Here is a 17,254-nt window from a genome sequence, read left to right as displayed (position 1 = left end):
AGGGCTCAGTCGAAATATGCCGTTCTTGAAGTCGGCGAGGGATAATCTGCTGTATCTCAGGGGCTGACGTTGTGTCTGTGCGATCGAGCCTTTCAAATGCCGAACACCCCGACCATTCCTGCAAACGTTGGCAGCCTGATACGGTTTTTAAAATTGGATCTGAGCCTTTTATTCATTGGCTGGTGCTCTATAGAGTGCGCGTCCGACGCACTAGTGGACAGTGATCGGCCGCCACTATTTCTGGCTCTCTGAAGACCGGACGACCTAGAGAGTCTTCAGGAACCGCCATGAATACTCGTCCAGGCTTTCACCACAAGACACTCCCCGAATCGCAACGTGACATCCTCGGTATGATCGCGACCGATCATCATCTGGGCGACATACTCTGCGCCATCTGCCAGATGCACGACGCACAGGCCCCCGAGACCTTCTGCTCGATATTGCTCACCGACGCCGAGGGCAAACGCTTGCTGAATGGCGCAGCGCCCAGTCTTCCGGTCGAATACAGTGACGCGATTCATGGAATGGCCATCGGCCCTCAGGAAGGCACCTGCGGCACCGCAGCGTTCCGGCGCGAGCTCGTAATAACCGAAGACATCGCCTGTGACCCGAATTGGGAGCGTTTTCGCAGCCTGGCGCTGGGGCATAACCTGCGTTCCTGCTGGTCGGTGCCTTTGCTCTCCCATCAAGGAAGCGTGTTGGGTACATTCGCTCTGTACCAGAACCGCGCCCATGCCCCGGATGAGGCACAAGTTCAACGTCTGTCGTGCGCAGCCCAACTGGCGGTCATTGCGATCCGCCATGAGCGTGACGGCCAACGTCTGGAGAAAAGCGAACAACAATTCCGTTCGTTGTTCACCTACAACCCCAACCCGGTGTTCGCCCTCGATCTGGCCGGCAACATCCAGAGTGTGAATCCGGCAGGCCTGAAGCTGAAACCGCATACGGCAACCGATTTCATTGGTCATCACTTTTCCCATTTGGTACTCGAAGAGGACCTGGAACGGGTCAGTCAGCATTTTTCCGCAGCCCGCGCCGGAGAGCCTCAACGCTTCGAGGCGCGGGTTCTCGACGAGAGTAAAAAACTGTTGACCATGGACATCTCCAATCTGCCGATCATGGTCAACGGAGAGATCGTCGGGGTATTTGGCATTGCCCGGGACATCAGCGAGCAGAAACATTTCGAGCGCCAATTGAGCTTCAACGCCTGCCATGATCGTCTGACTGGCTTGCTTAACCGTGTTTCGCTTGAAGAGCGGCTTGTTCTGGATTGTCACCTCAGTCGTCGGCGCAAGCGTCGTCTGGCGGTGATGTGTATTGATCTGGATGGGTTCAAATCCATCAACGATTCGATCGGACACTACTTCGGCGATCAGGTACTGATTGAAGTGGCGCAGCGGATGACTCAGCAGGTTCGTCCCGGTGATACCGTCGTACGCATGGGCGGTGACGAATTTATCGTGCTGCTGCCGGACCTGCTTCACGATGAGGACGTTGTTCCAATAGCCGAGCGATTGATGGCCAGCATTGCCAGACCCTACTGCATCCAGGGCATTGACCTGCACGTGAGTGCAAGTGTCGGCATCACCTTGAGCGATGGCCACATCGAGCAGCCGATGCAACTGATCCAGCAGGCTGACATGGCCATGTACAAAGCCAAGCAGCAAGGGCGCAACAACTTTCAGTGGTACACCAGCGATCTCAATCAGCGCGTTTGCGAACACGCGAGCCTGCGCAATGACCTGCAAAAGGCTATCGAGACTCAGTCGTTGCAACTGCATTATCAACCGCAGGTAGACGCGCGCACGGGGCGGGTGGTCGGGATCGAAGCGTTGCTGCGCTGGGAGCATCCGGAAAAAGGATTTATTTCACCCGCGGTGTTTGTGCCGGTGGCAGAGGACAGTGGTCAGATCATCCCGCTGAGCCTTTGGGTACTCGATACGGCCTGTGCGCACCTGCGCGAGCTAGGCGAGCAGGGCATCACCGGTATCTCGATGGCCGTGAATATTTCGCCGATGCATTTTCAGCGTGGCCATTTCGTCCAGTGTGTCCAGGCTACCCTGGAGAAACATGGCCTGCGTGGTGAGCAGCTGGAGCTGGAGATCACCGAATCGCTGCTGTTGCATAACGCTGAACAGGCGATCGACACGCTGTGCCGGCTCAAGGCGTTGGGTATACGCATTGCGCTCGATGATTTCGGCACCGGTTTTTCCAGCCTCAGCTACCTCAAACGTTTGCCCATCGACAAGATCAAGATCGACCGCTCGTTCATCCAGGAAATCGCCACCGACCACCACGATGCAGCGATTACCCAAGGCATTATTTCCATGGCCCATCACCTCAGCCTGACGGTGGTTGCCGAAGGCGTGGAAACGGCGTCCCAGGTGGATTTCCTGAAGGGCAGTCGCTGCGATGTCTTTCAGGGGTATTACTTCGCCAAACCGATGCCCTATGCAGAAATCGAAGCGTTCCTGAGTCATCCCGCGTCGCATCCCTGACCGCCAATTCTGTCGGGTGCCAGTCCTGAAAATCAGACGCTAAGGCAAATTTTCAGACTCCAGCGCGGAACTCCCTCTCCCCAGGCAAGGCGCTCCCGGCGCCTTTCTCACACACTCGGCTCTAACGCTATCGCGCTGCACAACAACAAGAGCCGCGAAAAAATGACTAGTTTCCAACCTGCTACCGAAAGCCAGACCGGCCACATCGGAGCCCGCCAGCCCCGTGTCGAGGACGCCGCATTGTTGCGCGGCCTCGGTTGCTATGCCGACGACGCTGCGATCCCTCCGGGTACGCTACATGCGGCGATCATCCGTTCACCCCACGCTCATGCGCGGATCACCTCGGTGGACTTTTCCAGTGCGCTGCTGATGAAAGGCGTGCACGGCGTGCTGGTCGGCGAAGACGTCAAACGCTGGGCGCTGCCGTTCCCGGTGGGTGTCCGGCAGCCGATGGAGCACTGGTGCGTCGCCGTCGACAAGGTACGTTACGTCGGAGAGCCGGTGGCCGTAGTGATCGCTGAGAGCCGCTATCTGGCCGAGGACGCCATCGAAGGTGTGCGCGTTGAATACGAGCCGCTGCCACCGATCATCGATCCCGAACGGGCCACCGCCGAACAGGCGCCGATCCTGCACGAAGCGGTCGGCAGCAACGTGGTCAACGAACGGCGCTTTCGTTATGGCGAGCCGGAGCAGGCCTTCGAGCAGGCGCCGCACAAGGTCTCGCTCAAAGTGAAGTTTCCGCGCAGTTCCTGCACGCCCATCGAATGCTATGTGGTGCTGGCTCAGTACGAGCGCGCCACCGGCATTTATGACGTGCTGGCCAATTTTCAGGGTCCCTATGCGTTGCACACGGTCATGGCCCGGGCACTGAATGTACCCGGCAACCGCCTCCGTTTGCGTACACCGAAAGATTCCGGCGGCAGCTTTGGCATCAAGCAAGGGGTTTTCCCTTACGTGGTGATGATGGGGCTGGCGTCACGCAAGGTCGGTGCACCGGTGAAGTGGGTCGAGGACCGTCTGGAACATCTTCAGGGGGCTTCTTCGGCGACCAATCGGGTGACCGAAATTGAAGCAGCGGTAGAAGCGGATGGCCGTATCACCGCTTTGCGTTATGACCAGATCGACGATTGTGGTGCCTACCTGAGAGCGCCTGAACCGGCGACTTTCTACCGCATGCACGGCAACCTGACGGGTGCCTACGCGATCCGCAATTTGCAAGTGCGCAATCGAGTGGTGCTGACCAACAAAACTCCTTCCGGCCTGAACCGTGGTTTCGGTGGCCCGCAGGTGTATTTCGCCCTTGAACGGCTGCTGCAACACATCGCCGTGCAGTTGAAGCTTGATCCGTTGGACGTGATCCGCCGCAACCTGGTGCCAGCCGATGCCTTCCCTTATCGCGCGGCCGCCGGTGCGTTGCTCGATTCCGGCAATTACCAGGCAGGCATTGCCTTGGCGGCGGCTGATGGCGGTCTCGACGAGTTGCTCAAACGTCGTGATCAGGTGCGTGCCGAAGGCCGGATCTACGGCATCGGTTATGCCGCCGTCATCGAGCCTTCGATTTCCAACATGGGATACATCACCACCGCGATGACACCCGAAGAGCGGCGCAAGGCCGGTCCGAAAAACGGCGCTGTCGCCACCGCCACCATCAACGTCGGCCCATTGGGTGACGTCAGTGTGCACGTGTCCTCGGCACCCCAAGGGCAGGGCCATCAAACCACCGTCGCTCAGGTCGTCGCCGAAGTGCTTGGGGTTGCGCTGGAATCCATCGTGGTCAACGTCGAGCTGGATACCCAGAAGGATGCCTGGTCGATTGCCTCGGGCAACTATTCCAGCCGCTTCGCCGGTGCTGTGGCCGGTGCCGTCTACAAGGCGGCACTGAAAATCCGTGATCGCCTTGCCGCGATTGCCGCCGAGCAATTGCAGGCCAGTCCAGAAGATATTCGTTTCGCGGGCGGCAAAATTTTTGTCGTCAATGGCGGGGCGGTGGCGCCATTCCATCGGATTGCCGGTGCGACCCACTGGTCGCCGGGCCTGCTGCCGGAAGGGGAAAACGGCGGTCTGCGTGAAACTGCGTTCTGGAGCCCGCCGCAATTGGAGGCACCGGATGACCAGGATCAGGTCAATAGCTCGCTGTGCTACGGCTTTGTCTTCGACATCTGTGGTCTGGAAATCGACCGCATGACCGGCGAGATCCACATCGATCGCTACGTCACCTGCCATGACGCCGGCCGCCTGCTCAACCCGGCACTGGTCGATGGCCAGATTCGTGGTGGGTTCACCCAAGGCCTCGGCGCGGCGCTGATGGAAGAATTCGCCTATGGCGAGGACGGTAGCTTCCTCTCCGGGACCTTCGCCGATTATCTGGTGCCGACCGCACCGGAAGTCATCGAACCGGTGATCCTGCACATGGAAACGCCATCGCCATTCACCCCGCTGGGCGCCAAGGGTGTGGGCGAGGGCAACAATATGAGCACGCCGGTGTGCATCGCCAACGCGGTGGCCGACGCCTTGGGTCGCTCGGACATCCGTCTGCCACTGACGCCATCGAAATTACGCACGCTGATCGGGATCGAGGAGACGCCACGGCCTGCCGGTATGGAACCCGACGAAAGCCTGGACGCGGCAGCTGCCGGTGGACCGGCACTGCGGGCCAACGACTCGGTGGTGATTCCTGCTGCGCCGCAACAGGTCTTCGATACCTTGCTCGACCCGCAGACGCTGGCGGCAATCATTCCCGGTTGCCACGACCTCGTGCTTGAAGGCGAAAACCGTTACCGCGCAGACGTCACCGTCGGCGTCGGCATGATCCGTGCGCGCTTCGAGGCCAAGGTTGCACTGAGTGATCTGGACCCGCCGCATTCATTGCGTCTGTCCGGTTCCGGCAGCAGTTCGATGGGCTCTGCTCAAGGCCAGGCCAAGGTTCGTTTCGTCGAACTGGAAAATGGCCACACACGTCTGGAATACCAATACCAGGTGGCGGTCAGCGGCAAAGTCGCCGCGGTCGGCGGCCGTATGTTGCAAGGGGCCTCGAAAGTGATCATCGGACAAATCTTTACTCGCCTGTCGCAACGGGTCAGCGGCCAAGCCATCTCCACCGGCTGGTGGGCGCGTTTGCGAGCCTCGCTTGGCGCGCTGTTTGGCAAGGGAGGTGCGCAATGAAACCAGCAGCTTTCGATTACGTTCGGGCTGACACCCGTCGTCAGGTGGTTGAGTTGCTCGCCGAGTACGGCCAGGAAGCTCGCATCATCGCCGGTGGCCAATCGCTGATGGCGGTGCTGAACATGCGCCTGGCTCAACCCAAGTTACTGATCGATATCAATCATGTGGCTGAACTGGCCTATATCGAACTTCGCAAGGATTGCCTGGCTGTAGGGGCCGGGGTACGACAGGCGCAGTTGCTGGCGCGTTCGACCCTGATGGACGAGGTGCCCTTGCTGGCACTGGCAATGCCATGGATCGGTCACTTCCAGACGCGTAATCGCGGCACGGTCTGCGGTTCGGTGGCTCATGCCGACCCGAGCGCCGAATTGCCGCTGTGCCTGGTGACGCTGGGCGGCGACATCGTTCTCGAGTCGAAAACAGGCAAGCGCGTCGTCAAGGCTGCGGATTTCTTTCAAGGCATTCTCACCACCGACAAGCGTGCAGACGAACTGGTCGTCGAGGTGCGTTTTCCGCTCAAGCGTGAAGGCATCACCTATCGCTTCCGCGAAATCGCCATGCGCCACGGCGACTTTGCAATTGTCTCCCTGGCTGCGGCCATCGGCGCGGACCAGGTTGAACTCGGCATCGGCGGGGTCGCTGACCGTCCGCAAAGTCGCAGTCTGCCTCGTGGTGCAGGGCTGCCGGACGCGCTCAATCAAACCGCCTGGTCGCTCGATGCACAAGACGACGTTCAGGCCAGCGCTGCCTATCGCCGCCAACTGATTCGCGAACTGGGTCATCAGCTGATCGAAGGAGTCTGAACATGCGTGTAACTGCCGACCAAACCTTTCCGATTCGCCTGGAACTCAATGGCCGTTCCCGTGAAGCCCTGGCTGAACCGCGGACCCAACTCTGCGACTTCCTGCGCCACGACCTCGGTGCCACCGGTGTCCATGTCGGATGCGAACACGGTGTCTGCGGTGCCTGCACGGTGCTGGTGGACGGAGTCGCCATGCGTTCCTGCCTGATGCTCGCGGTGCAGGGGCACGAGCGGCGTATCGAGACCGTCGAGTCGCTGGCTGACGACGACACACTGAGCGATCTGCAACAAGCCTTTCGCCGTCATCACGCCCTGCAGTGCGGCTTTTGCACAGCGGGCATTCTCATGTCCTGCGTGGATTTCCTGGAACGGGTACCCAACCCGGACGAGACCCAGGTGCGCGACATGCTTTCCGGGCATCTATGTCGCTGCACGGGCTACACCGGCATCGTCCAGGCCGTGCTCGAAGTCGCTGCCCAGCGCCAAACGAACGAAGGGGTATAACAATAATGTTCGATCTCGGACGCAGTTTCCTCGCAGCCGTTGAACGCCGGCCGCACGCTGTGGCGGTCAGTGACGGTGCGTTGAAGAAAACTTATGAAGACTGGTTCGTCGATATCCAGAGTGCCGCTCGGGGCTTGCAATGCCTTGGACTGCAACGCGGTGATCGACTGCTGGTTGTGATGCAGAACCGCTGGCAGATGGCGACCCTGCATTGGGCCTGTCAATTTGCGGGCATCGTCATGACCCCGTTGAACTGGCGTTCGACTGCCGCTGAGCTGGGTTACTGCATCGAAGATGCGCAAATCCGTGCAGTGGCTTACGACGACGCTACAGTGACCGCCGTGGCGGGTTGCAGCGCCGCCACGAGGCTGCCACGGATCGCCACCAGACTCTGTGCCGCCAACACCGACCTGAGTTTCGAGGAACTGTGTTCGCAGAGCCCCTCAGGCATCATTCTGGAGGCCGACGCCGAAGACTTTTCACTGCTGTTGTACACCTCCGGAACCACCAGCAAGCCCAAGGGCGTGCCCCGTCGGCACCGTAGCGAACGCGCCGCGGCGGTTGCCCACGTAGCGCAGAACCTTTATCGCCAGGGCGAGTGCACGCTGGGTGTCATGCCGCTTTATCACACCATGGGCGTGCGTTCGTTGCTGTCGATGGCGCTGATCGACGGGCATTTCGTCTGTGTGCCGAAGTTCGACGTGGAAGCCACGCTGCAGGCCATCGAGCGGGAAAAGGTCAGCAACCTGTACCTGGTGCCGACGCTCTACCACATGCTCATCGAACACCCGGCCTTCGCTCGCGAGCGAGTCGCCAGTGTGGAAAAAATCGGCTTTGCCGGTGCACCGATGAGCGACGGCTTGATGCGTCGTGTCGAGCAGGCGTTCCAGCCGCAATTGTTCGTCAATCATTACGGCAGCTCGGAGATCTACACCTTCACCATCGACCAGCAAGCCAGTCGCAAACCCGGCTCGTCAGGGCGCAGTGCAATGAACCAGCGCGTGCGCGTGGTGCCGATCAATGCTGAAACGGCGAACGTGCAAGTCAAACCATTGGAGGAGGGCCAGATCATCGCCGACCTGGCGAGTGACGAGGCGTTCGAAGGCTACCTCAACCGCCCCGAAGCGACCGCCAAGGCATTGCGTGACGGATGGTATTTCACCGGTGACATCGGCTACTTCGATCTGGAAGGCGATCTGTTCGTCACGGGTCGTGTTGATGACTTGATCATCACCGGCGGCGAAAACGTCAGCCCGGCAGAAATCGAAAACATGCTCTCTCTGCACCCGGCGGTGGAAGAAGTGGTGGTGGTCGGTCTGCCGGACGAGCAGTGGGGCAAGATCATTGCCGCGTTCATCAAGCTCCGCGCCGACGTTTCGGAATGCGACCTCGATGCCCATTGCATCGCTTCGGGCCTGGCCAAGTTCAAGCGGCCACGGCGGTACCAGTTCATCGACCAGATTCCCAAATCTCCAGTGGGCAAGGTGCTGCGGCGCGTGCTGCTGGCCGAATTTCAGGAACAGGCCTTGAAGGCCATCAGCTAATCATCCAGAGGACACTCTCATGCAACAGCAAGCGATCCAGCAATTTCTCGACACTCAGTTCGATGGCTTTCAGGTTGAAGTCGATGTGGCTCGCGAGCGCGCCGACATCATCCTCAACCGCGCGCCGTTGAACGTCATTTCCATGGGGCAGCGTGATGAACTGCGCCAGGTCTTCGAAGCCCTCGATGCACACAAAGGCGTGCGCGTCATCGTGCTGCGCTCGGTGGGCGAACACTTCTCCAGCGGTGGCGACATCAAAGGCTTTCTCGAAGCTTCGCCGGAGCATGTTTCCAAGCTGGCCTGGAATGTCGCGGCACCGGCACGTTGTGAAAAACCGGTGATCGTTGCCAACCGTGGCTACACCTTCGGCGTCGGTTTCGAACTGTCCCTGGCCTGCGATTTCCGCATTGCTTCGCAAACCACTCGCTACGCCTTGCCTGAGCAGAACCTGGGGCAGATCCCGGGCTCGGGAGGCTCCGCACGCTTGCAGAAAATCATCGGCATCACCCGCACCAAACACATGGTGATGCGCGCCAAACGCATCACGGGCGACCAGGCGTATGCCTGGGGTATCGCGACCGAGGTCGTGCCGGATGCCGAACTGGAAAGCACTGTCGATGCGTTGGTCGACGAACTGCGTCGTTTCTCGCCGCTGGCTCAGCGCACGGCGAAAAAACTGATCAACGACAACGAAGATGCGCCGCTGACGGTCGCGATCGAAATGGAAGGTCACTGCTACAGCCGCCTGCGTAGCTCCAAGGACTTCAAGGAAGGCGTCGAAGCGTTTCACAGCAAGCGTACGGCCGTGTTTATCGGCGAGTAAATCGTACCAGTGAGCAGGCCCGGGAGTATGTTGGCAATAGCGTACGCCTTACGGAGCAGGGCCTGCCGCCCTTTTTGATTCACCGCTTGTGTGAGGCAATCATGACCACGACAACAACAATAACTGCATCACCCACCAGCGCCACTACCGATACACCGCAGATCCCACCGGGCAAGGCCTTGCTCGCGGCATTTGCTTCAACATTCGGCTGGGCACTGGATTTGTTTGACCTGTTCATTCTGCTCTATGTAGCGCCGATCATCGGCCGCATGTTCTTCCCCTCGGACACCCCGACCCTGTCGCTGGCCGCGGTCTATGCCTCGTTCGCTGTGGCCTTGCTGGTGCGTCCGCTGGGCTCGGCGATCTTCGGCGCGTATGCCGACAAACACGGTCGCAAGCGTGCGCTGATGGTATCGATGGTCGGCGTCGGTATTTCCACGGCACTGTTTGGTGCGTTGCCGACCATTCACCAAGTCGGCATATTGGCCCCGATACTGTTCCTGTTATTACGTGTAATTCAGGGCATTTTCGTGGGCGGCATCGTTGCCTCCACTCACACCATCGGCACCGAATCCATCTCGCCGCGCTATCGCGGCTTGATGTCCGGGTTGATCGGTGGCGCCGGTGCCGGCATGGGCGCGCTGTTGGCGTCATTCACTTATCTGGTGTTGTCGGAGATCTTTCCCGGGGAGGAATTTGACGTCTGGGGCTGGCGCTTCATGTTCTTCTGCGGCCTGCTCAGCACATTTTTCGGACTGGTGATGTTCCGTTACCTGGATGAAAGTCCGGTCTGGCGGCAACTGCAACAAGCCCGCAAAACCAAGGGGCCGGCGGTAGTGGTCGTGTCGCCACTCAAGCGTCTGTTCGGTCGCGAGTACCGCGCCGTGATGCTGGTCAATCTGCTGATTACATTCGGCGGCGGTGCCACGTATTACCTGGCCTGCGGGTATCTGCCGACATTGCTCAATGTGGTCGCTAAAGTGCCTCATACGCAGACTTCGCAGCTGCTCATGTATGGGTCGGTGGCAACCATTGTCGGAGCACTGGCCTTCGGTTACCTGAGTGACCTGATCGGTCGCAAGAAGACCTTCATGCTGCTGGGTGTGATCAACCTGGTGGGCCTGCCCATGATGTTCCTTGGGGTCGCCGACCCGGGTTCGCTGACCCGCACTGCGCTGTATTGCGTGGGGATAGGTTTCATGGGCGGGGCGATCATCGCGCCGATTCTGATCTTCCTTAACGAACGCTTTGCCACCGAGCTGCGAGCCAGCGGCACCGGGTTGTCCTGGAACATCGGTTTCGCCCTCGGCGGCACCATGCCGACCTTTGTCTCTCTGGTCAGCAGCAGCCCGGCGCAGATCCCCATGGTACTGGCGTTTTTCGCCGTCGGTCTGTCGGTGATCTACCTGATTGGCAGCCTGGTGATTCCAGAAACCCAAGGCAATTTCAAGTAAAGGCGGGGAGGTGCTCCAGGAATTCGCCGATCAGCTGCAAGGTCCGTTCGGTCGCTTCGGTTTGGGGAAAGTGTCGACAGTCATCCAGCAGTACACAGCGGCACGGTCCAGATACCTGTCGCTGGATGACCACCAGTTGCTCGGGCGTGGCGTAGTGGTCTTCGCGCCCTTGAATGACCAGCAGCGGTTTTTCGATATAAGCCAACTGCGCTTCGAGATCGTCCAGGGAAAAGTCCGGGTGCAACCAACTGTCGCTCCAACCGTGAAAAGCGCCGTCGACATTGGTCCCATGGTGACGTGCCAGGCGCTCGCGCAATTCGCCCTGATGCCACACCTCGGTGGTATGGCGAATGCCATCGAGGCTCTCGGTCTCGACAATCACGTGAGGTGCCAGTGCGATGCTGCCCAACACGCGTGGATCGTTGGTGGCGGCATAGGCAAGGACGATGGATGCGCCGTCACTGTGACCGAGCAAGACCACTTGCGGCAGTTGCAAGGCATCGAGCAATTGCCGCAGTTCACGAGGGCCGTCGGTGCTCAGGTAGTCCAGCGGACGCGGCAGGGTTACCGGGCTCGATTGCCCATAACCCTGACGGCTGTAAGTGACCACACCGTAACCGCTGGCCTGGGCCAGGCGTAGGGGGAAGTCTTTCCATTGTTCGGCGCTGCCGAGGCCTTCGTGCAACAGCACAAGCGTCGGTCGCGAAGGCTCAGCCGCAGGGATTTGGCGATATTCCAGGCGCAGCGGCCCAAGTTGCAAAAACTGTTGTGGCGACATGTTGAATCAACAATTGAACAAGATTGCTCGCAGGTTACCGTAAACGTAACCCCGCATGCAGCACCACGCTTTTGCTTGAGGTATTGAAAACATGCGTCATCTCGATGTTCAGGTGATCGACCAGGCACTGCAATGGGCTCGCGCCGGGCAGGCCCAATGGCTGTGCACAGTGCTCTCCACCTATGGCTCGGCGCCGCGTGCGCCGGGTGCGATGCTGGTGACCAATGGCGCGGGCGAACACGTCGGCTCGCTGTCGGGTGGCTGCGTCGAAGAGGAGTTTCTCGAAAGCCTGACGCGCGGTGAATTACGCGAACCGGCGCAGATCGTCAGTTATGGCGACAGCGTCGAGCAACGCCACCGTCTGCGTTTGCCCTGTGGTGGTGTGCTGATCGTGCTGGTCGAACACCGCGATGCCAGCCTTGAATGGATCGCACACCTGGAGAGTCTGCAAGCGGCGTTACTCGGTCAGCGACGTCTTCAGCGTCATATCGAGCTGAGCAGCGGTGCCTTGCGCCTGGACCCGGACGCGGGGCACGGCAGCGAACGGGTACAAGTCGACGACGAAAGAGTGCGCATCAGCGTTGGCCCGGCGTTACGCCTGATTCTGGCAGGGCTCTCGCCGGTCGCTGAAGTTTGCGCCAGTTTCGCCCGAGCCATCGGATGCGAAGTTATCGCCTGCGACCCCCGGGAAGAGATGCTGCATGTGCATCTCGAAGGCGTGGAGATGCAACGTGTGCTGCCTTCGATGTTCATTGCCGCCGGAGGCTGCCACGCGGCGACCGCGGTGGTGGCGCTGACTCACGATCCGCGAATCGATGATCTGGCGCTGATGGAAGCGGTCCACACCCCGGCGTTTTACATCGGCGCCATGGGCTCTCAGGCAACCTCGGCCAAACGCGCCGAGCGGCTGAAGCGCATCGGTGGTCTGACGGATGAACAGATCGCCCGTTTACACATGCCCATCGGCCTCGATCTGGGCAGCAAGGCCCCGGCGGAAATCGCTCTGGCGGTGGTGGCCGATATCCTGCGTGTTTATCACGGCAAAGAACGCCATGCCCTGTAAGGCGGTTTTTCCGACGAACGTGGGGGCTGCGAAAGTCGAGGTAGACGCTCGGTCAGTCGCGCGCGATAGTGGCTAGCCAAGTGTTGCTGAACCATGGACCGATCGACGGGCTTGAGTAATAGATAAACGCCCCGATGATAGGCATTGAGGCCGATAACAATATCGCTTCAAGCGAGCGGAGGAATCTGATGTCGATTGCCCAACGGGTTTTCCACGGCAGGTTTGGCCGGGTCGCCTTGCTGAATATGGATCATTCGCTGGTCACCCATACCCATTCCGAATGCCATGTGCTGGTCAAAGTGTCCGGCGAGGACACTTACTTCAACGTTAACGGTCGGCGGGTTCCGCTCAGTGATCGCACTGCGGTGCTGGTCAACGCCTGGGAGCCGCATTTCTATGATCCGCAGCCGGGTGCCGGTGCCACCCTTATCCTGGCGCTTTACATCGAGCCCGCCTGGCTGGCCACTGCCCAGCAGTCGCTGGCGCTCAGCGGTCGGCCGGACTTTTTCGCCCAATCATGCATCGAGCTGTCGAGTCGAAATCGCACCCTGGCCGACATCCTGGTCGCCGAAGCGCATGGTTGTGGGATCGTGCCGAAAGAGCGCTTGGAGTTCATGCTGTTCGACTTCCTGATCGAACTGATCGAGGCCTTTTCCAGCTGGCGGCATTTGTCTCTACTGGGTGCGCCCAACACAGGTGAGTTCCGGGATGCGCGCGTGCGCCGTGGCACGGCCTGGTTGCTTGAGCACCTCGATGATCCGAACCCGATCGACAACGCCGCGCGGGCCTGTGGTCTGTCTCGGGCACACTTCTTTGCGCTGTTCAAGAAAGACACCGGCATGACGCCGACCCTGTTGCTTAACGACGCGCGCATGCGCCGGGCTTTTGCCTGGCTGGAGCGAGAGCGCAGTGGCACGTTGGGCCTGTTGTCGGAGAACCTCGGGTTCTCCGAGCAAGGTCATTTCACACGGTTTTTCCGTCAGCACATCGGAGCTTCACCCAGCCAATATCGGCGTGTGGTGGATTGTTATGCGACGGTTTGAACCGAGAGGAGGGCGGGGGTATTGGGCAATACTCCCGTCAATGAAATTAGTCTTTTATTTTGAAGCTGGCGGCTTTTATAGACTGCGAAAATTGTAGGGTCTATTAATTATCCAGAAAGTCATAAATCTCCTTCATGCGTTCTTCTCGCATCAACTCAAGTTCTTCCTTGGTTTCAGCTACCCACTGTAGGATGAAGTCCCAGCAATCGCAGTCGTGAGCGTCCGCTTCTGCTTCAAATGCTTCTTGCAGAAATTTAAGGCGATATTCTTCTGGCGAAAGTCCACAGTTTTCAGCGAGGTCGTAGTTCAATTCGAGTTCAAGTTGGATCCATAAGTTGGCGTCCAAGAATTTCGTCAGGGCGAGTTCGGCTCTAAGTTCTTTTGCGATCATGAGTGCTCTCTTGTTGCATGCAGTAAGTAGCTGGTTGTTCGAAGTCGGCACAGCGCTAAGTCTGAGTATGTCAATTTCCTGCCATCACCCATCCTCGAACGCCGTGACTTTCACTCAGCTCTTTCACAACTCGAGCTGCGTCCTGCTTCTGTTTATACGGGCCGATGACGACAAAGTTGTTTTCTTTACGTGCTACCGGCAACTCCATCTGCTGAATGGCCATTACGGCGTGATGGCGGTGGGGTGTGTTCAATGCGATTTCGACCACCCACAGGCCGGATGAAGGCGTGGTTGAAGCTTCTTTTTTAGTGTGGAGAATATAGCCGCAGCACGTCAAACACGGGCGCTCCAGCGTAATGAGCGATCCTGGCACTGTGCGAAAGACATGCCATTGCGCAATGGTTTTTTTGCGGGCGAAGAGTGCCAGGAGCAGGCCGATAAAAGTAATCAGACCGCTGAGAACAATCGTCCAATTGTGTGAATGTGAGGGCAATGAAGGCAACGTAAGTTCTGGCATTTCTTCTGACTGATCGATCAAATACTGTACGGCGTCAGCCTCCACTGAATCGGGTACATGAGATCCCTTTTTCTCAAAGGGTGCGACGACCCCGTCGGAATGTTTTGTACTGAGCTCTGTCACAACTTTATTAGCGGTGTCATCGGCCGGTTGTTCGAACGCTGTCACTTTTTGCTGGATGTATGAATTGTCGACGTTATTTTGACAAGTTTGTCCTGTAGACACGTAGGCCCATATAAGCGCTGATAGTTGCCCCAAAACGCCAGTTACCAGTAAGCCGAAGCCAAGCTTTCGCACAGCGGCCATCTCCAAATCAAATGAATAGTTATTTGGCCCATTTTTTTTATAAAGCGGGGTTCTATTGTTGATCCTGGGATGGTCTAAATTCTCGAGCGCGTCAGTGTGCCCAAGAGCCAAAACTAGTTGGCTGCTTTTTTGTTGTTTTAAAGAGCATCGGGCATGCACTTTATAGAGTGTTGGTTAACGAAAAAGGCTCAGATGATCGAAAAAAAACCGTATCAGGTGGATTTGAAGATGAGTCATTAAAACACTTGTATTTAAGGCTGATATCGTGGGCAAAGTGCCTTGTCCAAGATTCAGGCTACGAGTTCGGTAAAAATGAAAGGATTGTTAGCCGGCCCTTTTCGGTACGGAGAGGAAGCTGTTACTGAATTTTTTGTCACCCTTTCAAACGATGCGGGTGTCCTGCACTACACTTCAGGTGCCACTCCTACCCTGGAGAGTTCCTGGCGAACCCTCCGAATCTTGTGCTTGGTCCAGAAGAATTTGCGGAACTGAGCGCTTCAGACTGAAAGCTCTGCTCAACACGCCTGGCCGTGGACGCATTACCGGTCCTGATGTGGGATGAGGGTCAATGCCATGGCCGTTGAAGGCAATGCAGGACAATTATTGGGTGTCGTCATTTTGCTTGCCGCCGCCGTGCTGGTAGTACCGCTGTTCAAACGCATCGGGCTCGGCTCAGTGGTCGGTTACCTGGCGGCGGGCCTGATCATTGGCCCCTTCGGACTGCAACTGATCAATGACCCACACACCATCCTTGATGTGGCCGAGTTGGGTGTGGTCATGTTTCTTTTTGTGATTGGACTGGAGATGAAACCCTCGCACCTATGGGATCTGCGTAGGCAGATCTTTGGGTTGGGCAGCCTGCAGGTGGTGGTCTGCGCTTGTCTGCTCACTTTTGTCGGCATGGCTTTTGGATTCCCTTGGCAGGTGTCATTTGTCTGCGCAGCGGGTTTTGTACTCACTTCCACGGCCCTGGTTATGCAAGTTCTCTCGGAACGCGGTGACATTACCGAGCCGAGAGGGCAGCACGTCGTGTCCATTTTGCTGTTTGAAGACCTGTTGATAGCCCCTTTGCTGGCGGTGGTGGCATTTCTGGCGCCCACTGAGTTGGCGAATGGACCCACGTCTCCCCTTTGGCAACGCATAGGTACCGCAGCGCTGTCCTTGGGTGCATTGGTGGCCATCGGATTGTGGCTGCTCAATCCCCTGTTTCGGGTATTGGCCCAAGTCAAAGCGCGCGAGGTAATGACTGCAGCTGCGCTGCTGGTTGTGTTGGGCGCAGCGTTGCTGATGGAACTCGGCGGTCTTTCAATGGCGATGGGTGCTTTCGCGGCCGGTGTGCTGCTGTCCGAATCCACCTTCCGCCACCAGTTGGAGGCCGACATTGATCCGTTTCGCGGCCTGCTGCTGGGGCTGTTTTTCCTCGGCGTCGGCATGTCGTTGGATCTGCGATTGGTGGCCGAGGCCTGGAAGCTCATCATCTCCGGTGTGCTGGCGCTGATGCTGGTCAAGGCGCTGTGTATTTATGGGGTCGCGCGCCTCGCGAAAAGCGGTCATGACGACGCGCTGGATCGCGCCTTGCTTATGGCGCAGGGTGGCGAATTTGCTTTTGTGCTGTTTGCCGAAGCGCTCAAACTCAGGGCCATCAGTCCTGAAGTCAACGCCAATATGACGGCTATTGTGGTGCTCTCCATGATCATTACGCCGGTGACTTTATTGCTGTACAAACGGTTTGCTCGCGCGCAGACCGTTTCCATGGACGGTGTGGAAGCCGCACAGAATCTGAAATGCAATGTACTGATCATCGGTTTTGGCCGTGTGGGGCAGATTGCCTGCCAGGCGCCGCTCGCTCAGGGAGCGAAAATTTCAATCATCGATATAAATCCGGAGATCATCCGCGCCGTGACATCCTACGGTTTCAAGGTCTATTACGGCGATGGCGCCCGCCATGAAATATTGCACGCTGCCGGTGCCCATCACGCCCGCGCCATCATTATTTGTGTGGATGATAAAAAAGCCGCGACACGCATTGTCGAAAGTACGCGGCACTACTGCCCGCAGGTGAAAGTGCTGGTGCGCGCTTTTGACCGCGAACACGCGCTGGAACTGGTAGAACACGACGCCGACTACATAGTGCGGGAAACCTTTGAGACCGCCCTGCTGCTCGGCCGTCAGGCCGTGGTGACGCTGGGTGCGTCGGAGCACGAAGCCGACGCAGTTATCGACGAAGTGCGCAAACGTGATGCCGAACGTTTTGCCTTGGAAACAGCGGGCGACCTGTTTGCCGGACGAGCGTTGGTATTGGGGAATATTGAGCGCATTGATCCGCCGAACCACGAAGCGCGGGATGCTCAGTGAGCATCAATCTCAGT

Annotated in this window: 13 protein-coding genes; 10 read left to right on the top strand and 3 right to left on the bottom strand. The window is 58.4% G+C overall.

Annotated features, from left to right (window positions below):
* Positions 1-287: 287 nt before the first annotated feature.
* The 7 genes from ACKUG4_RS03160 to ACKUG4_RS03130 all read left to right on the top strand — a co-directional run bounded on the left by ACKUG4_RS03160 (position 288) and on the right by ACKUG4_RS03130 (position 10,787).
* Positions 288-2,498, top strand: a complete 2,211-nt coding sequence (locus tag ACKUG4_RS03160) for a putative bifunctional diguanylate cyclase/phosphodiesterase (protein ID WP_445433406.1) — start codon at positions 288-290, stop codon at positions 2,496-2,498.
* Between the two features lie 162 nt (positions 2,499-2,660).
* The gene (locus ACKUG4_RS03155) at positions 2,661-5,660 is read left to right on the top strand and encodes a xanthine dehydrogenase family protein molybdopterin-binding subunit (protein WP_445433405.1); all 3,000 of its coding nucleotides are present in this window, start codon (positions 2,661-2,663) and stop codon (positions 5,658-5,660) included.
* A complete protein-coding gene (locus ACKUG4_RS03150) occupies positions 5,657-6,463 on the top strand; it encodes an FAD binding domain-containing protein (protein WP_445433404.1) in 807 nt (268 codons plus the stop codon). Before ACKUG4_RS03155 ends, ACKUG4_RS03150 begins: the two co-directional genes overlap by 4 nt.
* A gap of 2 nt (positions 6,464-6,465) precedes the next feature.
* A complete protein-coding gene (locus tag ACKUG4_RS03145; protein WP_064596717.1) occupies positions 6,466-6,966 on the top strand; it encodes a (2Fe-2S)-binding protein in 501 nt (166 codons plus the stop codon).
* A 5-nt stretch (positions 6,967-6,971) separates the two neighbouring features.
* The gene (locus ACKUG4_RS03140; protein ID WP_445433403.1) at positions 6,972-8,510 is read left to right on the top strand and encodes an AMP-binding protein; all 1,539 of its coding nucleotides are present in this window, start codon (positions 6,972-6,974) and stop codon (positions 8,508-8,510) included.
* Between the two features lie 19 nt (positions 8,511-8,529).
* Positions 8,530-9,333: an enoyl-CoA hydratase/isomerase family protein gene (locus tag ACKUG4_RS03135; RefSeq protein ID WP_445433402.1), complete on the top strand. Its 804-nt coding sequence runs from the start codon at positions 8,530-8,532 to the stop codon at positions 9,331-9,333.
* Positions 9,334-9,434: 101 nt separating this feature from the next.
* Positions 9,435-10,787 (top strand): MFS transporter, encoded by a 1,353-nt coding sequence (locus ACKUG4_RS03130; RefSeq protein WP_445433401.1) that lies wholly within the window; start codon positions 9,435-9,437, stop codon positions 10,785-10,787.
* On the opposite strand, the gene ACKUG4_RS03125 is transcribed toward ACKUG4_RS03130, so the two are convergent.
* Positions 10,780-11,565 (bottom strand): alpha/beta fold hydrolase, encoded by a 786-nt coding sequence (locus ACKUG4_RS03125; RefSeq protein WP_210552743.1) that lies wholly within the window; start codon positions 11,563-11,565, stop codon positions 10,780-10,782. The genes ACKUG4_RS03130 and ACKUG4_RS03125 overlap by 8 nt on opposite strands.
* Before the next feature lie 91 nt (positions 11,566-11,656).
* Here ACKUG4_RS03125 and ACKUG4_RS03120 point away from each other — a divergent pair, with 91 nt between their 5' ends.
* Positions 11,657-12,628 (top strand): XdhC family protein, encoded by a 972-nt coding sequence (locus tag ACKUG4_RS03120; protein WP_210552744.1) that lies wholly within the window; start codon positions 11,657-11,659, stop codon positions 12,626-12,628.
* Between the two features lie 188 nt (positions 12,629-12,816).
* Complete coding sequence (locus ACKUG4_RS03115) at positions 12,817-13,671, top strand: helix-turn-helix transcriptional regulator (RefSeq protein WP_323607655.1); 855 nt, start codon at positions 12,817-12,819, stop codon at positions 13,669-13,671.
* A gap of 103 nt (positions 13,672-13,774) precedes the next feature.
* Here ACKUG4_RS03115 and ACKUG4_RS03110 read toward each other — a convergent pair whose 3' ends face one another.
* Both ACKUG4_RS03110 and ACKUG4_RS03105 read right to left on the bottom strand, forming a co-directional pair.
* Positions 13,775-14,062, bottom strand: coding sequence for a DUF6388 family protein (locus ACKUG4_RS03110; protein WP_445433400.1), 288 nt, complete (start codon positions 14,060-14,062; stop codon positions 13,775-13,777).
* A gap of 70 nt (positions 14,063-14,132) precedes the next feature.
* A complete protein-coding gene (locus ACKUG4_RS03105; protein ID WP_445433399.1) occupies positions 14,133-14,996 on the bottom strand; it encodes an SPOR domain-containing protein in 864 nt (287 codons plus the stop codon).
* A 462-nt stretch (positions 14,997-15,458) separates the two neighbouring features.
* On the opposite strand from ACKUG4_RS03105, the gene ACKUG4_RS03100 reads away from it, so the two are divergent.
* Positions 15,459-17,240, top strand: a complete 1,782-nt coding sequence (locus ACKUG4_RS03100; protein WP_445433398.1) for a monovalent cation:proton antiporter-2 (CPA2) family protein — start codon at positions 15,459-15,461, stop codon at positions 17,238-17,240.
* The last annotated feature ends 14 nt before the right edge of the window (positions 17,241-17,254 follow it).

Source organism: Candidatus Pseudomonas auctus (genome assembly GCF_048654275.1).
Lineage (GTDB): Bacteria > Pseudomonadota > Gammaproteobacteria > Pseudomonadales > Pseudomonadaceae > Aquipseudomonas > Aquipseudomonas pharyngis.
The sequence above is the reverse complement of the archived record's forward strand: the minus strand, read 5'-3'. Positions and strand labels throughout refer to the sequence as shown.